Source organism: Cytobacillus sp. Bac17, assembly GCF_024519925.1.
Taxonomy (GTDB): Bacteria; Bacillota; Bacilli; order Bacillales; family Cytobacillaceae; genus Cytobacillus; species Cytobacillus pseudoceanisediminis.
In genome coordinates this window covers 41,774-67,554 of record NZ_JALJRC010000006.1, presented here as the reverse complement: position 1 = coordinate 67,554, position 25,781 = coordinate 41,774, and the positions used below count along the sequence as shown (strand labels likewise).

At 40.9% G+C, this 25,781-nt stretch carries 29 protein-coding genes and 1 other annotated feature; of the genes, 24 read left to right on the top strand and 5 right to left on the bottom strand.

Translation table 11 applies throughout. The features are described 5' to 3' along the window. Nucleotides 1-246: 246 nt before the first annotated feature. The gene (locus NR125_RS10315; protein WP_009333574.1) at nucleotides 247-1,278 is read left to right on the top strand and encodes an STAS domain-containing protein; all 1,032 of its coding nucleotides are present in this window, start codon (nucleotides 247-249) and stop codon (nucleotides 1,276-1,278) included. 56 nt (nucleotides 1,279-1,334) lie between these two features. On the opposite strand, the gene NR125_RS10310 is transcribed toward NR125_RS10315, so the two are convergent. Further along, on the bottom strand, nucleotides 1,335-1,964 hold the full coding sequence (locus tag NR125_RS10310) for a flavodoxin family protein (protein ID WP_009333575.1): 630 nt from the start codon (nucleotides 1,962-1,964) through the stop codon (nucleotides 1,335-1,337). Nucleotides 1,965-2,093: 129 nt separating this feature from the next. On the opposite strand from NR125_RS10310, the gene NR125_RS10305 reads away from it, so the two are divergent. The 11 genes from NR125_RS10305 to NR125_RS10255 all read left to right on the top strand — a co-directional run bounded on the left by NR125_RS10305 (nucleotide 2,094) and on the right by NR125_RS10255 (nucleotide 10,551). Beyond that, nucleotides 2,094-2,495 carry a VOC family protein gene (locus tag NR125_RS10305; protein WP_009333576.1) on the top strand — a complete coding sequence of 134 codons (402 nt, stop codon included), beginning with the start codon at nucleotides 2,094-2,096 and terminating at the stop codon, nucleotides 2,493-2,495. Nucleotides 2,496-2,500: 5 nt separating this feature from the next. Beyond that, complete coding sequence (locus NR125_RS10300; RefSeq protein ID WP_009333577.1) at nucleotides 2,501-3,355, top strand: alpha/beta fold hydrolase; 855 nt, start codon at nucleotides 2,501-2,503, stop codon at nucleotides 3,353-3,355. Beyond that, nucleotides 3,355-3,825, top strand: coding sequence for a GNAT family N-acetyltransferase (locus NR125_RS10295; protein WP_251264797.1), 471 nt, complete (start codon nucleotides 3,355-3,357; stop codon nucleotides 3,823-3,825). Before NR125_RS10300 ends, NR125_RS10295 begins: the two co-directional genes overlap by 1 nt. Nucleotides 3,826-3,929: 104 nt before the next feature. After that, nucleotides 3,930-4,607 (top strand): NAD(P)H-dependent oxidoreductase, encoded by a 678-nt coding sequence (locus tag NR125_RS10290; RefSeq protein ID WP_019382509.1) that lies wholly within the window; start codon nucleotides 3,930-3,932, stop codon nucleotides 4,605-4,607. A gap of 111 nt (nucleotides 4,608-4,718) precedes the next feature. Then, nucleotides 4,719-5,660: a hypothetical protein gene (locus tag NR125_RS10285; protein ID WP_009333580.1), complete on the top strand. Its 942-nt coding sequence runs from the start codon at nucleotides 4,719-4,721 to the stop codon at nucleotides 5,658-5,660. Nucleotides 5,661-5,677: 17 nt separating this feature from the next. After that, nucleotides 5,678-6,487 carry a GNAT family N-acetyltransferase gene (locus NR125_RS10280; RefSeq protein ID WP_256815265.1) on the top strand — a complete coding sequence of 270 codons (810 nt, stop codon included), beginning with the start codon at nucleotides 5,678-5,680 and terminating at the stop codon, nucleotides 6,485-6,487. 27 nt (nucleotides 6,488-6,514) lie between these two features. After that, nucleotides 6,515-6,958 (top strand): GNAT family N-acetyltransferase, encoded by a 444-nt coding sequence (locus tag NR125_RS10275; protein ID WP_009333582.1) that lies wholly within the window; start codon nucleotides 6,515-6,517, stop codon nucleotides 6,956-6,958. Nucleotides 6,959-7,046: 88 nt separating this feature from the next. Then, nucleotides 7,047-7,286 (bottom strand) — a binding site (T-box leader). Between the two features lie 262 nt (nucleotides 7,287-7,548). After that, nucleotides 7,549-8,505 (top strand): magnesium/cobalt transporter CorA, encoded by a 957-nt coding sequence (gene corA / locus NR125_RS10270; RefSeq protein WP_009333583.1) that lies wholly within the window; start codon nucleotides 7,549-7,551, stop codon nucleotides 8,503-8,505. A 158-nt stretch (nucleotides 8,506-8,663) separates the two neighbouring features. After that, nucleotides 8,664-9,191 (top strand): GNAT family N-acetyltransferase, encoded by a 528-nt coding sequence (locus tag NR125_RS10265; RefSeq protein WP_251174975.1) that lies wholly within the window; start codon nucleotides 8,664-8,666, stop codon nucleotides 9,189-9,191. 216 nt (nucleotides 9,192-9,407) lie between these two features. Further along, nucleotides 9,408-10,076: a molybdate ABC transporter permease subunit gene (modB, locus tag NR125_RS10260; RefSeq protein WP_009333585.1), complete on the top strand. Its 669-nt coding sequence runs from the start codon at nucleotides 9,408-9,410 to the stop codon at nucleotides 10,074-10,076. A 340-nt stretch (nucleotides 10,077-10,416) separates the two neighbouring features. Beyond that, nucleotides 10,417-10,551, top strand: coding sequence for a hypothetical protein (locus tag NR125_RS10255; RefSeq protein ID WP_019382515.1), 135 nt, complete (start codon nucleotides 10,417-10,419; stop codon nucleotides 10,549-10,551). Nucleotides 10,552-10,606: 55 nt separating this feature from the next. Here NR125_RS10255 and NR125_RS10250 read toward each other — a convergent pair whose 3' ends face one another. Continuing rightward, complete coding sequence (locus NR125_RS10250) at nucleotides 10,607-11,806, bottom strand: iron-containing alcohol dehydrogenase (protein ID WP_256815261.1); 1,200 nt, start codon at nucleotides 11,804-11,806, stop codon at nucleotides 10,607-10,609. Between the two features lie 279 nt (nucleotides 11,807-12,085). Between NR125_RS10250 and NR125_RS10245 the strand changes: the two genes are divergently transcribed. The 8 genes from NR125_RS10245 (at nucleotide 12,086) to zupT (ending at nucleotide 18,904) form a co-directional block, all read left to right on the top strand. Then, a complete protein-coding gene (locus tag NR125_RS10245; RefSeq protein WP_251264794.1) occupies nucleotides 12,086-12,514 on the top strand; it encodes a MarR family winged helix-turn-helix transcriptional regulator in 429 nt (142 codons plus the stop codon). An 87-nt stretch (nucleotides 12,515-12,601) separates the two neighbouring features. Then, on the top strand, nucleotides 12,602-13,540 hold the full coding sequence (locus NR125_RS10240; RefSeq protein WP_251264791.1) for a ring-cleaving dioxygenase: 939 nt from the start codon (nucleotides 12,602-12,604) through the stop codon (nucleotides 13,538-13,540). 20 nt (nucleotides 13,541-13,560) lie between these two features. Beyond that, nucleotides 13,561-14,163 (top strand): alpha/beta hydrolase, encoded by a 603-nt coding sequence (locus NR125_RS10235; RefSeq protein WP_009333589.1) that lies wholly within the window; start codon nucleotides 13,561-13,563, stop codon nucleotides 14,161-14,163. Between the two features lie 111 nt (nucleotides 14,164-14,274). Next, entirely contained in the window at nucleotides 14,275-14,886 is a 612-nt protein-coding gene (gene wrbA / locus NR125_RS10230) for an NAD(P)H:quinone oxidoreductase (RefSeq protein WP_019382520.1), read from the top strand. 64 nt (nucleotides 14,887-14,950) lie between these two features. Next, nucleotides 14,951-15,796, top strand: coding sequence for a pirin family protein (locus NR125_RS10225; RefSeq protein ID WP_019382521.1), 846 nt, complete (start codon nucleotides 14,951-14,953; stop codon nucleotides 15,794-15,796). A gap of 121 nt (nucleotides 15,797-15,917) precedes the next feature. Continuing rightward, nucleotides 15,918-16,337, top strand: a complete 420-nt coding sequence (locus NR125_RS10220) for a DUF1801 domain-containing protein (RefSeq protein ID WP_217025511.1) — start codon at nucleotides 15,918-15,920, stop codon at nucleotides 16,335-16,337. Nucleotides 16,338-16,483: 146 nt separating this feature from the next. Then, the gene (locus tag NR125_RS10215; protein WP_252245169.1) at nucleotides 16,484-17,836 is read left to right on the top strand and encodes a glycosyltransferase family 2 protein; all 1,353 of its coding nucleotides are present in this window, start codon (nucleotides 16,484-16,486) and stop codon (nucleotides 17,834-17,836) included. 258 nt (nucleotides 17,837-18,094) lie between these two features. Further along, nucleotides 18,095-18,904, top strand: coding sequence for a zinc transporter ZupT (gene zupT, locus NR125_RS10210; protein WP_252245168.1), 810 nt, complete (start codon nucleotides 18,095-18,097; stop codon nucleotides 18,902-18,904). A 51-nt stretch (nucleotides 18,905-18,955) separates the two neighbouring features. On the opposite strand, the gene NR125_RS10205 is transcribed toward zupT, so the two are convergent. After that, nucleotides 18,956-19,816 carry a YitT family protein gene (locus NR125_RS10205; RefSeq protein WP_051005566.1) on the bottom strand — a complete coding sequence of 287 codons (861 nt, stop codon included), beginning with the start codon at nucleotides 19,814-19,816 and terminating at the stop codon, nucleotides 18,956-18,958. Between the two features lie 156 nt (nucleotides 19,817-19,972). Between NR125_RS10205 and NR125_RS10200 the strand changes: the two genes are divergently transcribed. Next, nucleotides 19,973-20,476: an NUDIX hydrolase gene (locus NR125_RS10200; RefSeq protein ID WP_009333596.1), complete on the top strand. Its 504-nt coding sequence runs from the start codon at nucleotides 19,973-19,975 to the stop codon at nucleotides 20,474-20,476. Between the two features lie 37 nt (nucleotides 20,477-20,513). On the opposite strand, the gene NR125_RS10195 is transcribed toward NR125_RS10200, so the two are convergent. Next, complete coding sequence (locus tag NR125_RS10195) at nucleotides 20,514-21,533, bottom strand: DUF3231 family protein (RefSeq protein ID WP_009333597.1); 1,020 nt, start codon at nucleotides 21,531-21,533, stop codon at nucleotides 20,514-20,516. 116 nt (nucleotides 21,534-21,649) lie between these two features. Between NR125_RS10195 and NR125_RS10190 the strand changes: the two genes are divergently transcribed. Beyond that, entirely contained in the window at nucleotides 21,650-22,183 is a 534-nt protein-coding gene (locus NR125_RS10190; RefSeq protein ID WP_009333598.1) for a P-loop NTPase family protein, read from the top strand. Between the two features lie 30 nt (nucleotides 22,184-22,213). Here the strand turns inward: NR125_RS10190 and NR125_RS10185 are convergent, their stop codons facing one another. Then, complete coding sequence (locus tag NR125_RS10185) at nucleotides 22,214-24,262, bottom strand: molybdopterin-containing oxidoreductase family protein (protein WP_256815256.1); 2,049 nt, start codon at nucleotides 24,260-24,262, stop codon at nucleotides 22,214-22,216. Nucleotides 24,263-24,451: 189 nt separating this feature from the next. Here NR125_RS10185 and NR125_RS10180 point away from each other — a divergent pair, with 189 nt between their 5' ends. After that, nucleotides 24,452-24,658 carry a response regulator gene (locus NR125_RS10180; protein ID WP_009333601.1) on the top strand — a complete coding sequence of 69 codons (207 nt, stop codon included), beginning with the start codon at nucleotides 24,452-24,454 and terminating at the stop codon, nucleotides 24,656-24,658. Between the two features lie 255 nt (nucleotides 24,659-24,913). Next, nucleotides 24,914-25,681 (top strand): hypothetical protein, encoded by a 768-nt coding sequence (locus NR125_RS10175; protein WP_256815255.1) that lies wholly within the window; start codon nucleotides 24,914-24,916, stop codon nucleotides 25,679-25,681. Nucleotides 25,682-25,781: the final 100 nt, after the last annotated feature.

The window sequence follows — 25,781 nt, the reverse complement described above, 5'->3', positions numbered from 1 at the left end:
GGGAAGACTTGCTTGCCTATCTTTTTTTTGGAGGTGAATAAAAAGAAAGTGCGAAAAGTTGAATGGATTTTGACTCGCAGGCGGCAAATTTCAGCAGCTATATTTCAAAGGTTTTTTTCATATTTAATAAGGGTTTAACAGAAGCATATACATTTTTGACTCCGAAATAATCTTGAGGGTAGAATAATAATGTTCTTTAAATAGATGACTAGACAGCAACGAAAGTATAAAATGAGGGGGCATTCGATGGAGACTAAATCTTCCAAATATGAAATAAATGTAAATGGATCTTTATTCGATTGGGATTTGGATGATGCAACGTTTAGATTTGAGAACGACGATGTGGTAGTATTTTGGGTAAACACAGCTTTCAAGACACTGCTGGACTCCATTGAAGAAATCTCTGGTGAAGAGTCGGCCAAGCTTGTGCTGGAAACAGCAGGGTACCGTACAGGGAAAATTGTCAGCAAATTTTATTTGGAATCGAATAAAGAAAAAGAAGACATTATCAATCATCTGCCCAATATTTATCTAACTGCTGGTTGGGGAAAAACAGACATTGTTTCCTTCTGTCTCGAAGAAAAGAAAGCCATTGTACGTGTTAACAGCGGCTGGGAATATAAGATTAATATTGCTCAAAGGAAAAAAACAGAAGGCACTTTTTTGCCTGGACATTGGGCAGGGGTGTTAAGCGGCCTGTTTGAAACAAATATATGGTATAAAGTGAGGCAAAGCCAGGTCCAGGGGGACCAGTATTCCGAATACGAATTTTTCGAATCCGAAATTACACCTTCCCAGAATATTAGCGCAATGATAAAAGAGCGGACACAAAGCGCCCAGAAAGAGCTGGAAAAGGAAATTGCTGAGCAGACCAGAGTATTGTCTGAAATCATTAAAGAGATTTCTTCTCCTATTATACCTGTGATCGATTCCATTTTGGTCATCCCTTTGGTTGGAAGATATGAAGAGCTGCGGGCAGAGGAATTGCTGAACAGAACATTACTGAATCTTCCCCGATATAAAGCTGAGTATCTAATACTGGACTTAACTGCATTAAAAGGGGTAGATCAATATACTCTGGATTTCCTGAAGAAATTTGTCCGAGCCGCTTCCCTATTGGGCAGCAACTGCATATTTGTCGGGATTTCACCAGAACTTAGCCTCCAAATAATAGAGAGCGGAAATAAAGAAACGCAAATTCCATGTTTCTCCATCCTGCAGCAGGGAATCACCTACGCACTGGATCAATTGGGATTGGAGATTTCTCCTAAGAGATAATGAGGAAAAACCAGCATTTAGGGCCAATGCTGGTTTTTTACTGCTTATTAATGCAACTAGACTTTAACGATATTTCCTTCTGCAGGTATCGGATGAGCTTTCAACATTCTAGCAAAATGGATTAAATTATAGGCCATTATTTTGGCATGCTGTCTTGTGAAGTCATTTTCATAGCCCTTTGCTTCAATGAAGGATGGGCCGGGACCAGCCTCACCAACCCAATAAGTGTCAACATTTGGCGGTATGGTGAATCCCATATGGGAGAGTGAATATAGCACAGAACGCGAAACATGTTTGGCTCCATCTTCATTGCCAGTCACCACTACGCCGCCAACCTTATTGTAATAAATATACTGCCCTTTTTCATTGGTCAGACTGCTCCCTCCATATAATCTTTCGATCACTTTAGTGGTGATGCTGCTTTGCTCGCCAAGCCAGATGGGAGAACCAAGGATAAGGATATCTGCCTCTTCAACCTTCTTAAAAATATCCGGCCATTCATCCTCCTGATCCACAGCTTCAGAAGTAATGCCATATCCAATCTTAAAGTCTGCAGCTGTAATGACCTCTGTTTCCACTTCCGTTTCATCAAAAAATTTAATAACCTCATCTATAAGTGCATCGGTATTGGAGGGTTCACTGCTCTTTTTTAGCGTACAGTTTAATACTAAAGCATTAATTGTCATGGTTAATCAACTCCCTTTCTATTATCCAATACTCTTAATTCCCTTTACTTTGGTTCAAAAACAATAAAATAAAGGAAATGTGATGATTTTAACGAATTACATAAATTGGAATGGGATGGGAGGACGGAAATGATCTATGAAATGACGATTCAATTCAGGGTGCTGGACATGAAAAAGGGACTGTGGTGGTACGAAACTTTACTTAATAAACAACCTGATTTCATTCCGCATGAAGGTTTTGCAGAGTGGGAACTCATCACAGGGTGCTGGCTTCAGATAGCTGAGGGAACTCCCAGTATAGGAAGCGGTCCAATTAGGCTGGGTGTGCCTGATCTTGAACAGGAACGTGAAAGGCTGATCACAGAATTAAAAATAACACCATTTGATATCCATACGAGGAAAGAAGTCCCTGTTAAGTGGGCAACATTCTCGGATCCCTGGGGAAATAGAATTGGATATTTTGAATATATCGATAAGCATGAAAGGGAAACTCAAATAAAAAAGGTAATCAAAAATGAACTGGGGAGATGACAGCTATGGATCATCATTTTATAGAAAGAGAGGAAGACTTTACCCTTCATTATCTGGAATGGATACCTGCATTCGAGAATGACAGCCTTCCTGTAATATGCATTCATGGGAACCTTTCAAATGGAAGAATGTTCAGGTGGATTGGGGAAAAACTATCTCAAGGAAAATGGGGAAAACCAAGACGGGTCATTTCAATTGATTTAAGAGGGTGCGGGGACAGCGGCCTTCCGAAGACCGGCTTTACAATCCGGCATCTGGCCAGTGATATTGAGGCGGTTCTCCAGCACGCCGGAATTGAGAAAGCACACTTTATTTCATTTTCCAGGGGAGTCCCGAATACTGTGCAGTTTGCAGTAGATTATCCGGGCAAAATAAAGGGCTTTGTGGTAGGGGACTTTCCTGCAAAAAGCTTTGTTATGAAAAAGGAATGGGTTGAAAACATAATCGCCAGATATAAAGTTCATCAGACATGGGAGGAGCTTTATCAGGCTATCTCCCCTAATCAGGAAATCAGCCCGGAAGAATTTGCAGAAAGAAAGGAAGAATTCTATGTGAAAAAAGAAGATGGAATTCACGCAAGGGTTCATAAAGATCTCCCCATGAAACTTCAGATGGATTCAGAGGATTTGGACTTAACCTATGGGCTGGATCAAATTGAAGGGCCGGTCCTTTTATTGCGCGGAGAGGAAAAAGGCACTCTGATAAAGGAAGAAGAGGTGCAGGAATTTAGAAGATATCACCCTTCATTAAAAGAAGAATTGATTGCAGGGGCAGGACATTCCGTTTTTGATCCGAAAGAACAAACAGAAAGTATTTTCAAAGATTATTTTGAAAGCCTTGACATAAAAAGGAGGACATAATGAAGATTCGAAGTATTTGCCATTCAGAGCCCCCTCCTATGAACCTGCTATTATTGGCAGATCCTTCAATTGAATTTATTGAGGATTATCTAAATCGAGGGGAAACATATATTGCTGAACTTAACGGAGCAGCAGTCGGCGTTTATATCCTTCTTGCCACAAGGCCAGGAACCTGTGAGATTGTTAATATTGCCGTTAGTGAAAAATATCAGGGAGAGGGCATCGGCAAAAAACTTCTTCAGCATGCAATAGAGCTTGCTTTTCAAGGTGGAAATAAAACCCTTGAAATTGGTACGGGGAATTCCAGTATCGGGCAGCTGGCTCTTTACCAAAAATGCGGTTTTAGAATCACTGGGGTCGATAGAGATTTTTTTGTGCGGCATTACAAAGAAGATATCCATGAAAATGGAATTCTTTGCCGGGATATGATCAGACTGTCTATGGATTTACAAAGACAGAGCCCAAAATGATTAGGGAGGGCAATGAAAAGGGCAAACTAAAAGCTGATTTCATGAATGTTATGCTGTAATGTGTTACGTTAAAATTAGAACAGTCAGAAAAGGAGTGTTTGGTTTTGCGTGAAAAGGAAAATTTAAAGGAAGACATTCTGAATGCCTATCAATTCAGGCATGCGACAAAGGAATTTGATCCAAATAAAGAAATTCCCGAAGAAGATTTTCGATTTATATTGGAGACAGGCCGTCTGTCACCAAGTTCATTTGGCTTTGAACCATGGCGTTTTGTGGTTGTTCAGAATCAGGAGCTCCGTGAGAAAATTAAGAATGCCTCCTGGGGAGCATTCGGTAAACTGCCTGAAGCAAGCCACTTTGTTTTAGTCCTGGCAAGAACGAAAAAAGATACTAAATATGATTCCCAGTATCTGCAGGATCATTTTAGAAATACTCTGGGGATGCCCGAAGAAATGATGGAAAAATATTTGCAGCGGATAGAGGAATTCCAGAAGTCTGATTTTGATCTTCTGGAAGGGGACCGCCCTCTCTTTGATTGGGCCTGTAAGCAAAGCTACATCGCACTGGGGAATATGATGACCGCTGCTGCACAAATTGGCATAGACTCCTGCCCAATTGAAGGTTTCGATATTGAGAAAATGAATAAGCTGCTGAATGAGGAAGGTTTGCTTGAAGAAGGAAGCTTCGGGCTGTCGGTAATGTGTGCATTTGGGTACAGAGTGAAAGACCCAAGGCCGAAAACACGCAGACCATTCGATGATATTGTAAAGTGGATTGATTAGGAAAAGAGCTTTGACTCTTTTCCTTTTTTATTGCTTAAGAAAGGAAATTGAAATTATAGCTAGAAAACTAATAAGAAATCAAATACGCCTAATTATGAAAGGAAATAATTTATGAAGATAACGAAAGAAAGATTTGAGAATACAGGCAGATGGATTAAAAGAAATGCAAGGCCGCTTGAATCAGCTTTATGGTCATACCATTTTGAGGATCGTAATGATGAAGGGGTAATAAAATGTATTGAAGCTTTTCAGAATGACGATGGAGGATTTGGCCATGGCATTGAACCTGATTTCTGGTCCCCTTACTCCTCACCGATGGCTTCATGGGCGGCCGGACAAATTTTGATGGACATTGAAGCAAAACCCGAGTTAAATGTTGTACAAAAACTAGTAAATTATTTAGAACACAGCTATATGCATGAGAAGAAAATGTGGCCATCAGTTATGCCTTCAAACAACGAGTACCCACATGCTCCATGGTGGCATTGGACAGAGAATGTCCAGGGAAATTGGTCTTATAACCCAAGTGCGGAGCTTGCCGGGTTCTTATTGCATTGGTCACCACCTGGTACCAGTTCTGCTGAAATAGGGTGGGAAACAATTAAGGATGCAGCTGATTACATAATGGAAGCTGATGAGATGGATAGGCATGAAATTAACAATTTTCAGAAGCTGGTAAAGTTAATGTCTAAGCAGGAAACTGAATTTGATTCCAGAATTAATTACACTCTCAAGCATACGGCTGAGAAAGTGAATGCTCTTGCATACAAAGCTGCCGGGAAGAAAAAAGAAGATTGGGGATTAGGCTATACAGCCACTCCCTTGGATTTTGCTGAGCATCCAGAAGATTCTCTTTCTATGAAATTTGGAACGTTAATTGATGATAATCTTGATTTCTATATTGAGCAGATCTCAAATGAAGGAACATGGGATATTTCCTGGAGCTGGGGACAATTTGATAATGAATTCCAAATTGCACGCAATCATTGGAAAGGAATACTTGCAGTTAAGCGATATAAAATATTGCATTCTTTTGGAAGGCTTGACGTTTAATAAATGAGGTGAAAATTATGAATCTAGTGATGAAAAGTGACTTAGCTGAGAGGCTGGACCAGGCAGAGACAGATGTGCTGCAATCCAGATTGACAGCTATTAAAAATCGGGATGAAAACCCAATGGGCGTTGAGATTAAAAGAATTGGCCAGACAACCGCTTTTTTTGCCAGGAATATTCCGGGTCCATCATTCAATCTCGTTAAAGGATTTAAGGAAGCCGATACAGAAGTTCTGGATCAAATAGTTGATTTCTACCAGGGAAAAGGAATCCCAATTCGATTGGAGATCACACCATCAAACGGATCATCAGATTTACTGAAGCTGCTTCATCAAAAAGGATTTTATCAATGTGATTTCCATACCACTTTGTTTGCGGAGCCTTCAGATCTTGTGGATCTTCCCATTCATGCTGGCATTGATATACGCAGGATACAAAGAAAGGAATTTGATCTTTTCGGCGAGGTATATACAAAGGGATTTGGCATGCCTGGTTTCCTTAGCCAGGGGATAGCTGAAAATAATGAGGTGCTTTATGGCAATGAAAACTGGGCCTTTTACCTAGCATTTGTAAACAACGAACCAGCTGGAATAGGTGTCATTTTTATGGAAGAAGGGGTGGCAAATCTTGCGGCCGCGGCTGTTTTGCCTTCTTTCAGAAACATGGGAGTCCACAGCGCGCTTATTCAAGCCCGAATATGCCAAGCGATTACAAATAATGCCGAGCTGCTGACTGGTCAGGCAAGGTTTGGTTCGGTAAGCCAGAATAATATGGAAAAAGCAGGTTTGAAAATTGGATATACAAAAGCAATTTGGATAAGGGAATAAAACCGCTTGAAGGCAGGAAGGTGCAAAATGAAGCATAAGATACATATCAGGAAAACGGCTATTGAGGATATTCCCAAGCTTGCCCGTTTAATGGGAGACTTGGGTTATCCTGTATCGCAAGAGCAAATGGAAACAAGACTTAATAACATCGGCTCACATCCTGATTACTGCACATTAGTGGCATGTCTAAAAGATAAGGTTATTGGCATGGCTGGATTCCATACAGGTCTTTTATACAATACTGACGGCATTCATATCCGGGTTATTGCTTTAGTTACTGATAGTAATTACAGAGGGATTGGTGCAGGCAAGAAGCTGATGCTGGCTGTGGAAGATTTTGCAGAACAATTGGGGGCTGCCGGAATCGTACTAAATAGCGGAAACAGGACTGAGCGTGAAGACGCTCATCATTTTTATTTAAGTTTAGGGTATCAGGCAAACAGTACCGGGTTTGTGAAAACTCTCAACTAGGCAGCGGGAATTGAGGTGAAGGAATAGGAAAACCAGGCTGTTTAAGAGCCTGGTTTTTCTTTATAAAGAAGCTTTTGCATCCATCCCAGAAAGGGACGAGTCTATACTCGCGATACACTCTAATTCTGCAGTTCAAAACTGTAGCACTCAGCTACGTACAATCATACGCGTTCCAATGTAACGGTGGAAAACCCGTCAAAGCTTACTGTATTTCAGCTTTGCATCTCAGAGATGATCTTCGGATCAGGTACTGGACACCGGCTTTCACCATATGCCGGCTCTCTTTGGAAAAGCATTCCTGTCTTACTCTTCTCGTCAGCGACTTATTATTTGAAATTAATTAGTTGACAAGTAAATATTTTTTGTTAATTAAAATTACTTTTTTGGATAAAAGCGTTAAAGTAGACGGATATAGAGGTATTTACCGAATTATTACAGTAGACTGACTAGAATAAGAAAGTATTTTCTTGTTTAACAGTGCAAGGTGAAGAGGTAAATAATAAATATTCAATTGGAAGAGTGCTCATTAGGATATCGTTATCAAAAGTGGAAAAAATACGTTTACAGAATGGAAAGACTAGGAGACAATCATGATTAGAATACAAGCTGTAAATAAGAAAGATGAACTGCAGAAAGATATTACATTTGAGAGGCTGAAAGCAGAGTGGGAAAGTTATAAGTGGTTTTGGGTTGATTTTGATCAGCCAAACGAGGAGGAAACAGCTGAACTCGACAAGACTTTTCATTTTCATCCCCTGGCAATAGAGGATTGTGTTGTTAAACTCCAGCGTCCTAAAATGGATTATTATGAAGACTACAGCTTTTTTGTCACCCATAGCTTAAATCATATTAACGAAGATAAGCAGGAAATCAACTTTTTCATCGGTTCAAATTACATAGTATCGTACCACCATGAGCTCTCCAAAGAAATGAATGATGTTTGGGAAAGGCTGAGCCAGAGTAAGAAAATCAATAAATGGGACCCCTATTTGGTCATGTATCATATCATTGATAAAATAGTGGATAATTACTTTCCCATCGTTTATCACCTGGAAGATCGTTTGAGTCTCATTGAAGATAATCCAAATGATGAAACAATGGAAGAATTATTGGAGAAATTATTTGATATCCGTCATCATTTATTGCAGATAAGATATACAGTCATTCCGATGCGGGATTTAATATACCGTGTCATTAATTCTCACAGGCTTAAAGGCGTAAAGGAAAGATACGAATACTTTGCTGATATTCATGACCATTTGTTGAAATTGACTGAAATGATTGATGAAAACAGGGAATTGACGACCGATATCCGTGACAGTTATTTATCGATCAACTCCCATCAGACAAACCGGGTGATGAGAGTCCTTACCGTGATAACCACCATATTCATGCCATTAACCTTCATAGCGGGCATTTACGGAATGAATTTTGAAAACATGCCGGAATTAACATGGAAATATGGTTACTTTGAAACGCTGTTTTTAATGTTTATTATTGCCTTAGGCATGTTTTGGTGGTTTAAGAAGAAGGGCTGGTTTCGATAAAAGCATAATGAAAGCTTTGCCTGAAATTTTTGGCAGAGCTTTTTTTATTGGTTTTGTTTTGAGGAAGGGAGGAGAACTTTTTACTTATATGGAATGTTAATGTAATAGATTCGCCAGAGGCGGATTGGATAGAAAAATTAAGAAACGGGTGAACGGGTATGGATATTTTCGAGGTTAAATCCATTGAAGGATATAAAAAAGAGCTGTCCAAACTATTAATTGAGGTGGTAAATGAGGGAGCGTCAATAGGGTTTCTGCCTCCGCTTGATCAAGCTAAGGCAGAGGAATATTGGGAGGATTTATTAAAAAACAATGATGTGGTTTTGTTTTTAGCTGTAATGGATGGAAAAGCTGCCGGAACAATCCAGCTCCATTTATGCCAGAAAGAAAATGGAAGCCATCGTGCGGAGATTGCAAAATTAATGACTGACCCCTCCATCCGCAGAAAGGGTTTGGGACGATTGTTATTAAAAGCGGCAGAAGATAAAGCGAAACAGGAGGGCCGAAGCCTGCTTGTACTTGATACAAGAGAAGGTGATGTTTCCAATATCCTTTATCAATCAGCAGGATATCTTAAAGCAGGCATCATACCAGGCTTCGCACAGTCTGAACAAGGCAATCTGGAGGCGACAGTGATTTATTATAAAAATCTAAACGTGACTTATGACACAAAAACTTCAAGTTAATAGAATGCTTCACTAAATTTTTCATTTATAATGATAAGGTATATTATATTTACAGATGTATTTCTATTTACAAAGGAGTTTATATGATTATTTTCAATCAGCTGGGAGTATTAAAAGAGAGTAAAAACCGGGATACGGAACAGCTTTTCTACGTATTTATGCAATCTGAACAAGGTATGTCTAAATGGAGCAATACGGTTTTTCTTACCTGCTGAAATGATTCAATCCGAATACTTTTGGTCACCGGTTAAACTCTCACTGGAAATTGCCTCTATATCGCTTCTCGCTGTTTTAGTGATAGGGGTTTTAGCTGCAAAACTGATGGCAAATCGGACGTTTAAAGGCCAGGCAATTATAGATACTTTGCTGCTTTTGCCATTGGTCCTTCCACCTTCCGTTGTAGGATTTCTGCTTATTGTGGTTTTTGGAAAGCAATCTTTCGTCGGACGAGGGATTGAATCGCTGTTTAACGGGCCAGTCATTTTTACGTGGTGGGCTGCTGTCATTGCCGCGGCCGTTGTAGCATTTCCACTGATGTATCAATCTGCCAGGGCTGGTTTTGAATCCATTGACAATGAGATTGAAGACGCCTCAAGAGTCGATGGTGCATCAGATTTAAAGGTTTTTCTGTATGTAACGATGCCGCTGGCTTCTAAAGCCATTATGACAGGAGCAATATTAAGCTTTGCCAGGGCAATAGGGGAATTCGGCGCCACATTAATGTTTGCAGGCAATATTCCCGGAAAGACACAAACACTTCCCACCGCGATCTACGTTGCTATGGATTCAGGGGATATGGAACTGGCTTGGATGTGGGTTTCAATTATATTACTTATTTCAACTTCCATGCTTGTGTTCATGAATTTTATTAAGAAACGTTTCTAGAAAGGCGGAATGCAGTCATGTGCAAACCGCCTTTTTTTGTGTGAGCAATTGGATTAATTCACATCAATAAGCGCCACTCGTTCATGAGTATTCTATCTGAAAAGCACTATTCCTAGTGATAAGCGCCATTGGCTGATGATGATTCAGTCCAAAAGGCATTATTCTCATTCATAAGCGTCATTGACTGCTGTTAATTCAGCCTGAAAGGGCGCTATTGGGAATAGATTAGCGCCATTCACACAAGCTGATTTTGCTTGAAAGGCAATATCTAATCATAAGAGAGCCATTCGTTCTTTATTGTTGAACCTTGAATCGTATAGCCAAGCTAAGGGAGAGAGAAATGCTTGCATACATATACGAAAGCATTATTATCACAGGGATAAGCCTGTTAACAGCCAATGTATTTTTTCAGAGCGAAGGTGCTCCTGGTGAGTGGCAGTTTATAAGAAGGTATATTGAAACTGGTATTTCTTAAATAAACTTTTAACAGATTGATTTTTAAATAAAGAAAGGCACAGGAATTTCCCTTTTTAATCTTTTATCAGCTGGTACAGTCTAAACATATCATCTCTGCTGAAGATTTTCGGAACAGGATACAGGGGATTGGCTTCCTTTAAGGCACGTTCAGCCATGATTGGAATGTCCCTGTCTTGAATTCCGCTTACTTTTGGCGGGATCCCCATTCTGCTGTTTAGGGATTTTATGCTAAGAATAAAATTTTTAGCATTTTCTTCAGCCGAATCTGACGCATTGCCGATACCTGCGGCCACTGCCAGCTCGGCCAAAGGGTCCCATACTGCCTCTCCATAATGCTCCAGGACATATGGAAGGATGACGGCATTTGCCAAACCGTGAGGGACCGAATAAAAACCTCCGAGTGTATGGGCAATAGCATGAACATTGCCAACATAGGCCCTGGTGAAAGCCAATCCTGCAAGATACGCAGCTTTCTGCATATTGGCTCTTGCCGTCAGGTTTTCGCCATTCTGGTATGTTTCATAAAGATTATCATAAATTAGGCGGACTGCATTTATGCTGAATTTTCTAGTCTCTGCTGTATTGCTTCTGCCAATGTAGGCTTCGATGGCATGGGTTAGTGCATCCATACCGGTTGCAGCTGTTATATGAGGAGGCATTTTTAATGTAATCAACGGGTCAAGAACTGCATAATGCGGGATTAAGTTCAAATCAATAATCGCATATTTCTCGTGTGAGCTGCTGTCAGTAATGACCGCTGCAACGGTGGCTTCACTTCCAGTACCTGCCGTGGTCGGGACTGCAAAAATGGGAGGGAGCTCTTTTCTAACCTTAAATTGGCCTTTCATTTGTGAAATGCTTTTCTTTGGCCTCATAACTCTTGCACCAACTCCTTTGGCACAATCCATCGGAGAACCTCCGCCAAAAGCAATAATCCCCTGGCAGTCATTCTTTTTATATACCTCAAGTGCTTCTTCTATATTCGTAATTGTAGGATTTGGAATGGTTTTATCATATATATAAAACTCAATGTTCTTTTTCTGTAAATTTGAAAGCAAACCATCCATTAGGCCAAGACCACTGATGCCGCTGTCAGTTACAATCAGAATTCTGCTGATCTCATTCTTCTTAATAACATCAGGAAGCTTGTCCAGGCTATTGGGACCTTCTAATAATTCCGGTTCCCGCCATGGCAGAAAAGGCGATCCCAGCTTGAAGGTTTTTTGAACCATTCGGCAGTATATTTTATACATTCCCTCACCCCTAAACTTATCGGAAAATTCTAATATTATAAATCATATATACCTTTATGTTAAAGAAGAAGTCAATATGCTGAATGATGTAAAATAATCAGTGATTAAAAATGAGTTAAAACACTTGGCTAAATTAATTCAGCTTTCTTCCCTGCCTTTCTCGTTTTCAATGCGGAATGATGAAAGAGTTCAATCCGGATGATTGACACAATCATAAATGTATTTTATAATTATCTCGAAATCAAGATAAATTAATTCGAAGTATTGGCAGGTGATAATATGAAAAGGCCTTGCCCTAACCTGGCATTCCTGATTCTCATGCAGACATCCAAATCCATTCAAGAATGCATAAAGGACAGTATCACCAATTATAGCCTTAGCATGACCGAGTTTTCAGTGCTGGAAGCTCTATACCACAATGATATGCAGGCGATACATGAAATTGGAAAGAGGATATTAATTACGAGCGGCTCGATGACTTATGTAATTGATAAGCTTGTGGAAAAGGGATATGCCAAAAGAATCGCATGTCCGAATGACCGCCGGGCGATTCATATTGGTTTAACTGACAAAGGAAATAAGTTATTGGAAGAGATTATGCCGAAACACCAGCAAAAGGTGAATACTTTTTTTGAAGAACTGAATTCAGATGAGCTGGATGATTTAATAAATTTACTTGAAAAAGTTAAAAAGCGGACAGAGATTTAAATTAATATCTTGAATTAAAAATATTTGAATTGAAATGAGTTTTATTGGCTGAATTTAGGATACATTAAATAGGAAGAGGTGTTTACAGTGGGCAGAAAAACTAGCGGGATCCATCATATCACTGCCATCGTCGGCCATCCGCAGGAGAATGTCGATTTTTATGCAGGTGTACTAGGTTTGAGAATGGTCAAGCAGACCGTAAATTTTGATGACCCCGGCACTTATCATCTGTACTTTGGCAATCAAGAAGGAAAGCCGGGGACAATCATTACTTTCTTTCCATGGGCAAATGCTTTCCAGGGAGTTATAGGGGATGGCCAGGTTGGGGTCACCTCCTATGCCATTCCCAAAGGTGCCCTTGGATTTTGGCAAGACAGATTTAAGAAATTTAATATTTCTTACACAAGGGAAAAAAGATTCGGAGAAGAATTGATAAAGCTTCTTGATCCACATGGCCTTGTATTAGAGTTGGTAGAAAGAGATGAGGGAGAAATAAATACATGGTCTTTTGGAGGCATCACTCCAGATGCTGCAATAAAGGGATTTGCTGGGGCGACTCTTTATTCATCCCAGCCTGAACAAACGGCAAACCTGCTTGAAAGGGTAATGGGCCTTGAACGTATTGGGGAAGAGGAAGAAATGATCCGGTTCCAATCCACTGCCCAAATCGGCAATGTCATAGACCTGAAAAAGGTTTCCGGCAAGCGCGGCCAGATGGGTGTCGGTACAGTCCATCATATCGCCTGGCGGGCAGAAGATGATGAGGATCAATTGGAGTGGCAGGAGTATGTGAGGTCAAATGGATATAGTGTGACGCCAGTCAGGGATCGGAATTATTTTAATGCCATTTATTTTCGGGAGCAAGGGGAAATTCTGTTTGAGATTGCAACCGACCCTCCTGGATTTGCGCATGACGAATCACCTGGGAAAATGGGAGAGAAGCTGATGCTTCCTGAACAATATGAGGATATGAGAAATCGCATTGAGCGGAAATTAATCCCAATTGAAGTTAGGGAACTGGATTAAAACGAAGAGGGGAAGATACTATGAAACATATTTTTCAACAAGGAAAAGATCCTTCTAAACCTGTATTATTGCTGCTTCACGGAACAGGAGGTACAGAAACTGACCTGCTTCCGCTTGCAGGGCATATTGATCCGGAGGCCTCTGTTCTAAGTGTGCGCGGAAATGTGCTGGAAAATGGTATGCCGAGATTTTTCCGCAGACTGGCAGAAGGTGTCTTTGATGAAGAGGATTTGATTTTTCGCACTAAAGAATTAAACGGATTTTTAGATGAAGCTGCACAGAAATACAAATTTAAGCGTGAAAACATAGTGGCAATTGGCTATTCCAATGGAGCTAATATTGCAGGAAGCTTATTATTCCATCATGAAAACTCCTTAAGAGCAGCGATTCTGCACCATCCGATGGTTCCAAGGCGTGGTGCTGAATTGCCTGATCTTAGCGGAACATCAGTATTTATCGCTGCAGGAACCAATGACCCGATTTGTCCCGCAGAAGAATCTACTGATTTACAGTCTTTATTGGAAAGTGCAGGAGCGAAAGTCGAGCTTCACTGGGAAAGTTTTGGACACCAATTAACCATGGGTGAGGTTCAAGCTGCAGCCCGCTGGTATAAACAAATATAAAATTAGTTAATGCAATGAATTAATAGGGAAGACTATGAAAGAATAGGCGGTGCTGATATGGGTATCCTATCAAGGTTATTTGGAAATTCAACTAAAAAGGAGACGATTAATATGGAAAATGTGAAATTGGCCGTAATTTTTTACAGCATGGGCGGAACAAACTATCAATTGTCTAAATGGGCGGAGGAAGGCGGTAAAGAAGCTGGTGCGGAAGTTAGGGTTTTTAAGGTTCCAGAATTGGCACCGCAATCTGCAATTGAAGGCAATCCTGTATGGAAAGCAACTGTCGAGGCAACAAAGGATGTGCCTGAAATCAAGCCGGACGATCTTGAATGGGCAGATGCCATTATATTCAGCGTGCCGACCCGTTTCGGCAATATGCCTTCCCAAATGAAGCAGTTCCTTGATACAACTGGCGGTCTTTGGGCGAAAGGAAAGCTTGCGAATAAGGCAGTAAGTGCAATGACATCAGCCCAAAATCCTCATGGGGGGCAGGAAGCAACAATTCTTTCCCTTTATACAACAATGTATCATTGGGGAGCGATTGTCGCTGCTCCTGGATATACAGATCCGGTTCTCTTCGGAGCAGGAGGCAATCCGTATGGAACTAGCGTAACAGTTGACCAGGATGGAAAAATGATTGAAGATGTGAAGGAAGCTGTTAAGCATCAGGCGAAAAGAACCGTCACAGTTGCCGGGTGGATAAAAAAAGGTAATCAGTAAACATAATAGATGGAGCAATTGTTATTCAATTGCTCCCTTTACATGTAAAGGGGAGAAATGGCGTATGGAAAATGAGGAGATTACTAAGCGGGAAATTGCTTCAATCAGGAAAGTATATCTGCAGGAGCATAGCCCCATTCATGCAGCAGGCCCTGTGATAGAACCAGGGAATTGGGAGAAGTTTGACCCATTCCTTCTGATGATGGAGGATAAATTTCAAAAAGGTGCGTTTGACATCCATCCCCATCGCGGTATAGAAACCGTAACTTATGTTATTGAAGGGGCTATTGAACATTTCGATAGTCATTCCGGTGAAGGAGGCGTGTTAGGGCCAGGAGATGTTCAATGGATGACAGCAGGCAGCGGTGTCGTTCATAACGAAGTGCCATCAGAAGGAATAACTGCCCATTCGCTGCAGCTGTGGATCAATCTGCCCAGCGGGAAGAAAATGACAGCGCCTAGATATCAAAATCTTAAAGGCAGTGAAGTTCCTGTCAGAGAGGAAGATGGCGTTATTTTTAAAGTCTTCTCCGGATCCTCAAAGGGGGTTGTATCTCCTGCCTTAAATCATGTGCCTGTAACGATGGTTGAAGCTAACATGAAAAAAGGAGCGGAAGCCTCGCAAGATCTGCCTGGAAGCTACAAGGGCTTCATCTATATTATAGAAGGCAGCGGGGTTTTTGGAGAAAATGAAGCATATGCAGCAAAAGGCCAGGTTCTTGAATTGGGAGATGGCGGGGACGCTGGAAGCGAAATTTTCATCAAAGCCGAAGAGCCTTTGCGCTTTTTACTATATGCAGGCGAGCCAGTCAAAGAACAGGTTGTTGCCCGTGGACCGTTTGTTATGAACACGGAAGAAGAAATACGAACCGCATATAAGGAGTATATGGAAGGTACCTTTCTAAAATAAGAAGAGGGTGAGGAGCAATCATATGGTTGCTCTTTTTTTGCCGGGAGTATTGGTTTTCAGAAGGACATTACCTGTATTTTAGAGAAGTACTAATCAAATCCAAATAAGGAGTTGGCCTATAATGTATGAAGTTAAAACCAAAGAGAACGATAACAGTGTAATTGAATTCATAGAAAAAGTTGAGAGTCCTAAAAAGAGGGAGGATGCATATAGGCTGCTGGATATCTTTACAGAAACGACAGGCTATCAGGCAAAAATGTGGGGACCAAGCATCATTGGCTTTGGTTCGTATCATTATAAATATGCAACTGGTCATGAAGGGGATGCACCACTTGTTGGCTTTTCGCCAAGAAAGGCAAAAATTAGCCTTTATTTTGCACCCGGGGATAGAAAAAGAGATGAATTGCTTGAAAGGTTTGGGAAACATACCACCGGAAAAGCTTGTGTTTACATAAATAAGATTGCAGATATCGATGTAGAAGTGCTAAAGGAATTAATTGTTCAATCAATTGATTTTTTAAGAGGGACTTACCCGGAGTAATAGGAAGTCCAGTATGTAAATACTCTCGGATCCATGAGGCAGAAACACTTATTCATCCGCCCGGAGATCTGGTGTTATTTACCAGGTTACTTGACTCTCAGAATGATATATTTTTTAATTAAGTATATCATTTTGAAGGTGAGCCTATGAAGCCAAGTCTAACACCCATCGAGCCGGCAGCAAGACACGGAAGAAAAAAATTATATGTCTCCATTAATAAAAAGTTTGTACTCAGCCACCTCTCTTCAGCAGTATGGCTGACTTTTTCTATATATCTATCGCTGCCATGGCTGAAGGACTTATCGGAAATTGTCACACTCCCGATCAGTATTCTTATTATTGGCGGTATTGCCTATTTACCTGGCTATATGAATGCCTTTCTGGTGATGAGCCTGCTTTTGGACAGGCAGCCTTCATTTAAAAATCCGGATCCTGATAAGGAAGTGACATTGCTGGTAGCTGCCTTCAATGAAGAGAATACAATCTTTCAGACGTTAAGCTATGTGGCAAGCCAGGATTATAAAGGCAAAATTAAAGCTATTGTCATAGACAATCGTTCTTCAGACAATACCTATTGTGAATTAGTAAGGGCTCAAAAAGAGCTTAACCTTGAAATCAAGGTTTTAAAGGAATCTAAGCCGGGAAAATTCCATGCGTTAAACAAAGGGCTGCAGCATGTGACAACAGAGTATGTTATCTCGCTTGATGCCGATACCCTGCTTCATCCTTCAGCGGTCCGCTTTTTAGTGGCACGCATGGAAAGCAGTCCTGAAGAAGTGTGTGCCGTAGCAGGCTCCATGCTTGTGCGCAATAGCCGTGAAAACCTATTGACTAAAATACAGGAGTGGGATTATTATCTGGGGATTGCTTCAATAAAGAGGCTGCAGGGGTTATATCAGGGAACACTGGTTGCTCAAGGGGCCTTCAGTTTGTACAAAACAAATTCCGTCCGCCAGGTAAATGGCTGGCCCGATGCCATTGGCGAAGATATTGTCTTGACATGGAGACTTCTTCAGAAAGAATGGAAAGTGTATTTTGAGCCGCTGGCTGCAGCATTTACGGATGTTCCTTCCAATCTATCACACTTTGCAAAGCAAAGGTCCAGGTGGGCAAGGGGAATGATTGAAGGCCTGAATGAAATTAAACCATGGAATCAGCCCCAAATTTACACAAAATATTTAACGGGCGTTAACCTTGTTATGCCATATCTGGACATGGTGTATACTTTCTTCTGGATCCCTGGATTAATGCTGGCATTCTTCGGTTATTTCTGGGTAGTTGGTCCAATGACCTTATTTGTCCTGCCGCTTACAATTCTAAGTTACGGTATCTTATATATGTATCAAAAGCATTATGTTTTTAAAAATCTTAATTTGAAAGTAAGAAAAAATATATTAGGTTTTTTTGCATTTATCCTTTTTTATCAAATGATTATGTCGCCCATATCTGTATGGGGATACTTTCAGGAACTTTTCAAGTTAAAACGTGTCTGGGATTGATCTTCGCTGTGGTAAGTAGCGGAGGTTTTTTTGATTTTTTTAATGCACATTTTCCTCAATCATTCTTATAATATTGAAGAAAAAAGAATTGCGGAGTCATTTTTATTGCTTTTGGTTTGCGTTGGAGATAAAATGTTTACCAAAGTAAACTTTTTAAGTTAGGCGCATATACTTTTAGTAATCTAGGATATATATTTTTTTAACGCAAAAGTTGCCCTAGTGAAACTTTTTGGCAACAGTGAAAAAGGAGAGAGTGAAATGTCGCAGGAAGTATTATTTGCATTAGGTCTCACATTGTTTGCTGGCTTAGCGACAGGTATTGGCAGTTTAATGGCTTTTTTTACTTCTAGAACGAATACGAAGTTTTTATCATTGGCACTTGGATTTTCGGCAGGTGTAATGATTTATGTCTCCATGATTGAAATATTTGTAAAAGCAAAAGATGCACTTGTAGGAGCATTAGGTCAAGTAAACGGCAATTGGGCAACAGTTGGAGGTTTTTTTGGGGGGATAGTCCTTATTGCACTAATAGATCGGTTTATTCCTAAAAAGGATAACCCGCATGAAGTAAGAACAGTTGAAGAGATGAATGATGCAGGCAAGGTTGTCGAAGATCCGGCACTCTTAAAAATGGGGACCTTTGCCGCTTTGGCGATTGCGATTCATAACTTCCCGGAAGGAATTGCAACTTTTACATCTGCACTTCAGGACCCATCGCTTGGAATCGCCATTGCGGCGGCTATCGCGATCCATAATATCCCAGAGGGGATTGCTGTCTCAGTTCCTGTCTATTATGCCACTGGGAGCAAGAAGAAGGCTTTTAAGCTCTCATTTTTATCAGGGCTCTCAGAGCCAATTGGCGCATTTGTCGCATACTTGATTTTAATGCCATATTTAAACGATGTAATGTTTGGTGTCATTTTTGCTTCAGTTGCCGGAATAATGGTGTTCATTTCTCTAGATGAATTATTGCCGGCTGCCAAGAAGTATGATGAAGCCCATACTTCCATTTATGGACTTGTGGCAGGAATGGCCGTCATGGCGCTCAGCTTGCTGCTGTTTTTATAACAAAGAAAGCAGTCTCCTATTGTGCAGGAGGCTGCTTTCTTCATTTCACAATTAATGAGCTGTGCCTTTGTCAAAGTTGCTGCCGCTGACATCGGCAATATTTTCTATAGCCACTAATGCATTCGGATCGATATCTTCCACAATCGAACGGAGCGTAGATAATTCAATCCGTGTTACGATGGTATAAATGATTTTTTTCGGCTCCCCGGTAAAAACACCCTGGCCCTGAATATAGGTCATCCCCCGCCCTAATTGCTTCATAAGCTCTGCAGAGATTTCTTCAGGCATATCGGAAATGATCGTAACCGACTTCAGCTCTTCCATACCTTCCACAACGATATCAATCATTTTATATGCAATATAATAGGTGATAATGGAGTACATGGCAGTTTCCCAGCTGAAAACGAGGAAGGCCGCAAGAATAAATATAAATACGTTGACAATCATGATGAATTGGCCGACAGACACTGGGCGCTTCTTGCTGACTAGGATGGCGATAATTTCTGAACCGTCCAAAGCTCCGCCAGTCCTGATCACAAGGCCGACCCCTGTACCGAGAATGACAGCTCCAATGACCGTCGCTAAAAATAAATCATTGGTTACCGGCTCAAAATGATGCAGATAAGCGGTACTGGCAGATAAAACAATAACACCGTATAACGTATGTATCGTAAATTTCATTCCTATTTTACGGAAGCCAATATAGAGAAATGGCAGATTTAAAACAATCAGGAATATACTCATGGTTAACCCGGTCAGTTCAGCAGCGATAATGGAAAGACCGATAACCCCGCCATCGAGAATATTATTGGGAACAAGGAAAAACTCAAGTCCTGCCGCTGCAATCACCGCACCTAGCGTAATCATGATGAGCTGCCTTATCTCTTTTATTACCCGTTTTTTCTTTGTCATTGCCAATATGATCAAGCCCTTCTTTTTTAAATACTTTCATATTATAGCACTTATAAAGAAAAATCTTTAAGCAGGAACCACTTAGCTGCAAAAAAGGAAATAATACGGGAAGCGTTGAATGTAATTAATTGGATTAAAAAAAAGCGAGGTAAATATATGACTGCTGCTTACGTGGATTGGGGCGGAGCAAGGATAAAATTAACCTGGAAGGAGGCAGCCTATCTTCCGGAGAGAGAATTTATTACGAGCGCTCATGGGTTTTGCTTTTTAGAGGGAAAGGTTTTATTAGTGAATTTGCAGAATCGGGGGTGGGATATTCCCGGCGGCCACATAGAAAAGGGTGAAAGCCCGAAGCAATGTTTTAAGAGAGAAGCCATGGAAGAAGGCTATGCCGAAGGGCAGTGCACACAATTGGGATATATTATCGTAGACCATAGCGAGAATCTGCAGTGGACTGAAAGCAGCGTATATCCCAAAATAGGCTATCAGGTTTTTTATCATATGGAAATAGAAAGAATGTACGACTTTGAAGCCCGGTATGAGTCATCAGAAAGGAAGCTGGTCGATCCTCTGCAAATAACTGAGTTTTGCAAGGGATGGCATGAAACACTTGCTGAGGCTTTAAACTCAGCAATGAAAAGGAGTTCCTCCATTTTATGAACCAAAAAGAAATAGAGCATGACTGCTCCTTTTTCCATTATGATCCGTTTTTATTCTGGGCCAATTTTTTTCGGTCTTTTGTGCCGGGCGGCTTTTCCATCCAATGATGTTTAATCATAATGTCTGCTCCCGTTTTGGCATATTTGGCAATCTCAATGGACAAGCGTTCATAATTCATGGCCAGGTCGCTGCGCTGGCTGGCAGCTGCTGCCGTAGCATAATTTCCGGTTCCTGCTGCACTTATTAAACTCATATGGAACATGATCAGCTTATCTGAAAAAGTCTGTGTAACCGAATTGCTGACACTGACATCAGGCAGACGGGGTGTTGGAATATCATTTTGCAGCAGAATATCTGAGAAGATTTTAATATGTTTGTTGGCTATTTCTGCACCTCTAAGCATAAAATCTGAGACCTCTTTTGTCGATGAGGTCTGAGCAAAACTGAGGCTTAAGTTTACCCCCATGGCATTGGTCATGACATTCATATACAAATGAGATATTTCTATTGCATTTAAAGGCCTTTTATTCGCCAAAGGATTCAGCCCGCTTAAATAATTTTTGCTATCTATATATTCAGTCACATCCGGAGTTTCAATATAAGGGTGCCTTGCAAGCAGGCCTTTGCTAAGGGCAATCCGGGTTGATTTATTATATAAAACGGAAGTTTCATGAAGCCCATTTGTAAAGTATTCACACATGTCTTCCCTTGAACTCATGGAAAGAAAGCCGCCATAAGAAATAAGACCTGTCCGAGCCATATGGTTAATATACGTTAAACAGAACATATCGGAAAAGAGCCATGGGGCAGACATAATGACGTCGTTATCAGAAAAACCATTAGGCACCGGCATCTCATTCTGCTGAAAAAACTTGACAAGTTTTTTTAAATGGGTGGTGGTCAAATTATATGCGTATTGGACCACTCCCTTAATTTCTTTGTCATCGAGATCTTTAAGCATAAACCCTAAAATGCACTTAGCCATGCTGTCATTCATATAGGAAGTCCACAAAGATGCAATTTCAGCGGCTGTGAGACGTGTCTTATTCTTTTGCATTGGATTGCCTCCATTATACGATTATTGACTATGGTTGATATTTTTTCCTTTAAAGTGGTTCTTATTCTTTTTCCGGATTAAGTCATCAATCAGCATTTTGAAAGGGGCCTGATTATTTGAGAAGAATTATGGTGATTGGGATTTCAGCGGGCGCAGGAAAATCAACCTTTGCCAGAAAGTTGGGAGAAAAAACAGGCATTGAGGTACATCATCTGGATGCTGTGTTCTGGAAGCCCGGCTGGGTGGAAAGCAGACTTTCGGAATTTTCGGATGGCCAGCGTGAACTTGTGAAAAAACAGCAGTGGATTATTGAAGGCAATTACAGCAATACTTTTGAAATCAGGGCAGCTGCTTGTGATACAGTCATATATCTGGAACTTCCCCTGTATCTCTGCCTGTACAGGGTATTAAAGAGGTGGCTGACCAATCTTGGTAAAACACGTCCGGATATGGCAGCCGGGTGCAAGGAGAAAATGGACTGGAAATTTATTAAATTCATACTGACAACATACAGAACCCGCAAAAAGAAAATGGCTGAACGGCTTGACAGATTTGCAGCAGAAGGTAAAAAAGTCATTGTACTGAAAAATAAACCGGATATTGATTCATTCATAGAAGATTTTGATGTTAAGACTAACAATGCTTCATAGAAATAAAAACCCCTGCATTTTTTGCAGGGGTTATTCTTTCCTGAATTTCGAAACATTTACCCGGCCTGAAAAGAACACGGCACCGCCGCCCATGTCGGAAAGCCGGTCCGGAGTCAGCGAATTGACCAGATGTTTTGTTCCTGGGGCGTCAGCCCATAACCCCTGTGAAACAACTGTACCAGGAAGGACAAGTTCTCCGACAGCCGCTTTGAGTTCGCATTCTCCTCGTTCATTCCAAATACGAACCAAGTCACCATCTTTAATTTCAGCATTTGCAGCATCCCTTGTATTTATGTGAAGCCGCGGTTCCTTCTCCATCGCTGCATGTTTTGTATTATTTGAAAAAGTTGAATTCAAAAAGTTATGGTTCGGTGCAGGCACAAACAGAAAAGGGAATTTATTTTCTTCCTTCAGCGGTATGTATGCCGGCAGAGGAGGATACCCATCATCTTTCATTCTCTGCGAGTATAATTCTATTTTTCCGCTAGGAGTAGGCAGCCTGCCAGGAAAAAGCGGTTTTACCCTCGCTTTGATAAACTTGTTTTTCTTCAGGGATTCAGCATTGATTTCTTTGATTAAGGGGTTAGCTGGAAAATCTAGTGCGGCATCAATCATTTCTTCTTCTGTTTCTTTAAATACGGCATCATGAAAGCCCATTCCTTCTGCAAGAAGCCGAAACACTTCGACATTGGATTTTGACTCGCCGTATGGTTCTATGACTGGCTCCTGAATTTGCATGTAGTGGTGCCAATAGGATGAATAGATGTCCGTATTCTCAAAAGAAGAAGCTGCCGGCAGAACAATATCGGCATACTTGGCCGTTTCGGTTAAGAACAGATCATGGACAACAAGGAACAAATCCTCCCTCTGCAGCCCTTGACGGACTTTATTCCCCTCTGGTGCAACAACAGCAGGGTTGGTTCCATAGACATACATAGATTTAATCGGTTTTTCCAGTTCAAGGAGTGCCGAACCGATCTGATTCATATTAATGATGCGTGTATCCTTTTTGTGCAGGAGGTCAGGCCTTTGAAGGGCTCCAGTATTAAAAGCAAGATAGCCGGAGTTTCCCTTGATGGCACCGCCGCCCTTTAAGAGCCAGTGTCCTGTAATTGCAGGAAGACATGAAATGGTGCGGATGCACATTCCGCCATTGTCGTGATGCTGTGGCCCGTTGCCGATTCGGATAAAAGCAGGGGAAGTCTTTCCATACATACGGGCTAATTTCAAAATATCATCTTTGGGCACACCTGTTATGCCGGCTACTGTTTCAGGATCATACTCCTTCACATGTTCACGAAGTTCCTGGTGGCCAACCGTATACTTTTTCAGAAAGTTCTCGTCCGCCAGATTTTCGGCAAACAAGACATGCATCATGCCAAGGGCCAGAGCAGCATCAGTGCCGGGAGTAATCGGTATAAACCAGTCGGCCATTTTTCCAGTCTGGTTTTTATGGACATCAATCACAACGATTTTCGCACCGCTCTTTCTTGCTTTTTGTGCGAGAATCATTTGATGCATGTTCGTGCTGACTGCATTAATGCCCCATAGAATAATGAGCTTTGAATGGATGGTATCTTCTGGATCTATTCCAAAGCTACCGCCCATTGTGTACGTACATCCGGCTGTACCGGCAGATTGGCAAATCGTCCTCTCAAGGCGTGATGCTCCGACTTTATGGAAGAAACGGCGGTCCATTCCTTCTGCGTTTAATCTGCCCATATTTCCGTAGAAACTATATGGCAGGATGCTTTCAGGGCCATTATTGACAATTAGCTCCTTCCATCTCGAGGTAATTGTGTCTATCGCCTCTTTCCACCCAATCCGTTCAAAATGACCATCACCTTTGGTGCCAGTACGCTTCATTGGATATTTTAGGCGATCCTTATCATAGATCCTTGAAGGCATGCTGCGGACCTTATTGCATATATTCCCCTGTGTTACGGGGTGATTGGGATCTCCTTCAACTTTTACGATTCTTCCTTCTTTTTTATGAATGAGAAGGCCGCATTGATCGGGGCAATCCAGGGAGCAAACGGATGGGAAAACACCATTTAATGTTTTGCTGTAAGAGTTCATGTCCACATACTCCTTCATCATAGTATTTCGATCATAACATAAAATTCAGATTATTTGATGGGTGTCTGGGGGCATCCATCAAATTTTTATAGTGAAACACCAAGCCTCATATTTGAAATTATTCTTTGTAAAAAATTTTATAAAATAGGTTGGTAGATTCAGAATACATCCGGGCAGGTGAACAGAGAAATGGCGATAAAAATTGCGATTGCAGATGATCATAAGCTCTTCAGAGAAAGGGTCAAACGGATACTGGAAATGGAAGAGGACCTTGAAGCAGCTGCTGAAGGGGAAAATGGCCGTGATGCTCTCATAATTGATAAGAATTATAGGCCTGACGTTATGATTATGAATATTCGATATGCCTATTATGAATGGAATCTAAGCAGTGGATAAGCTGAATGAATACAGTCATTAGTTTATTTTTTTATGATGATGAGAATTATGTCACGAGGGTGCCTGGATAAAGAGATGATCTCTCCTTATGAAAAGCAGGATGAGTCATACACATAAGGAGACGTCTTCAAGCTGGAGGTGTTTTTTATTTATTTTATAAAACATATTGATTTTGATAATCATTATCAATTAAAATGAAGATAGGTGATAATCGTTTTCAATCATACATAGTTTTGATTTTAAGGAGGCGAGGAGTTGATCAAAAACCCTCAAGTATCCGTCCGCACAATGACTGACCAGAATTTAACGGATTTTATCCGGTGTCCTTATAAATTTTATTACGCACATATTGAAAAGAAAAAACATCCTCTTGGCTGGCGTCAGGCCATTCAGCATATTATCAATAAAGTTGTTTCATCCTATTTTCAGCTGCCGCAAAGCCATCGTACCCCTGCAAACGTTTTGATGCTGATCGATCAATATTGGGGAAGGCTGGAGCTGCGTATGTTTGATTCCCAGCTCCAATATTATATGGCTGCAGCAGCTATAACTGATGGTTTAATGAGAAACTTAAGCAGTGAATCTGAAATAGCACAGCCGCTGTTTTTGTATGAAAAGTTCAGAATGAATCTTAAAGAACTGAATGCAGATCTTTCTTTAACTTTTGATGTCGCGGTATGGCAGCAGGATTCTTTTATAGTGAAGAAATTCCTGGTAGATGCTGATGAGCAAATGCTTGAGCTTTATTGTCACTTAACAGTGGTTTTTTCAGAAAAGGTATTTGGAATAAGTCCGGCCAGAATTGAGGTCGTGACATTAATGGATGGTGAGAGGCATGTATTCAATCCAAATAAAGATAGCCTTGAAGCGGGATTAAACTATCTGCAGATGATGAAGACGCTTCTTGAAGACACAAAGCAGTTTTCGGATTTGTACAATATGAATGAGTGTCCAGCCTGTCCTTTTCAGGGAGTCTGTGACAGGGATGAAAAGAACGAGAGAAAACCAAAATACTTATCTTAAAAAAGGCGCCTGGGGAAAACCAGGCGCTTCTGTTGTTTATGAATATGCAGAACCGATTTAGGGTGAATGTATTTCCATTGCTTTTAATTGAATTTCCCGC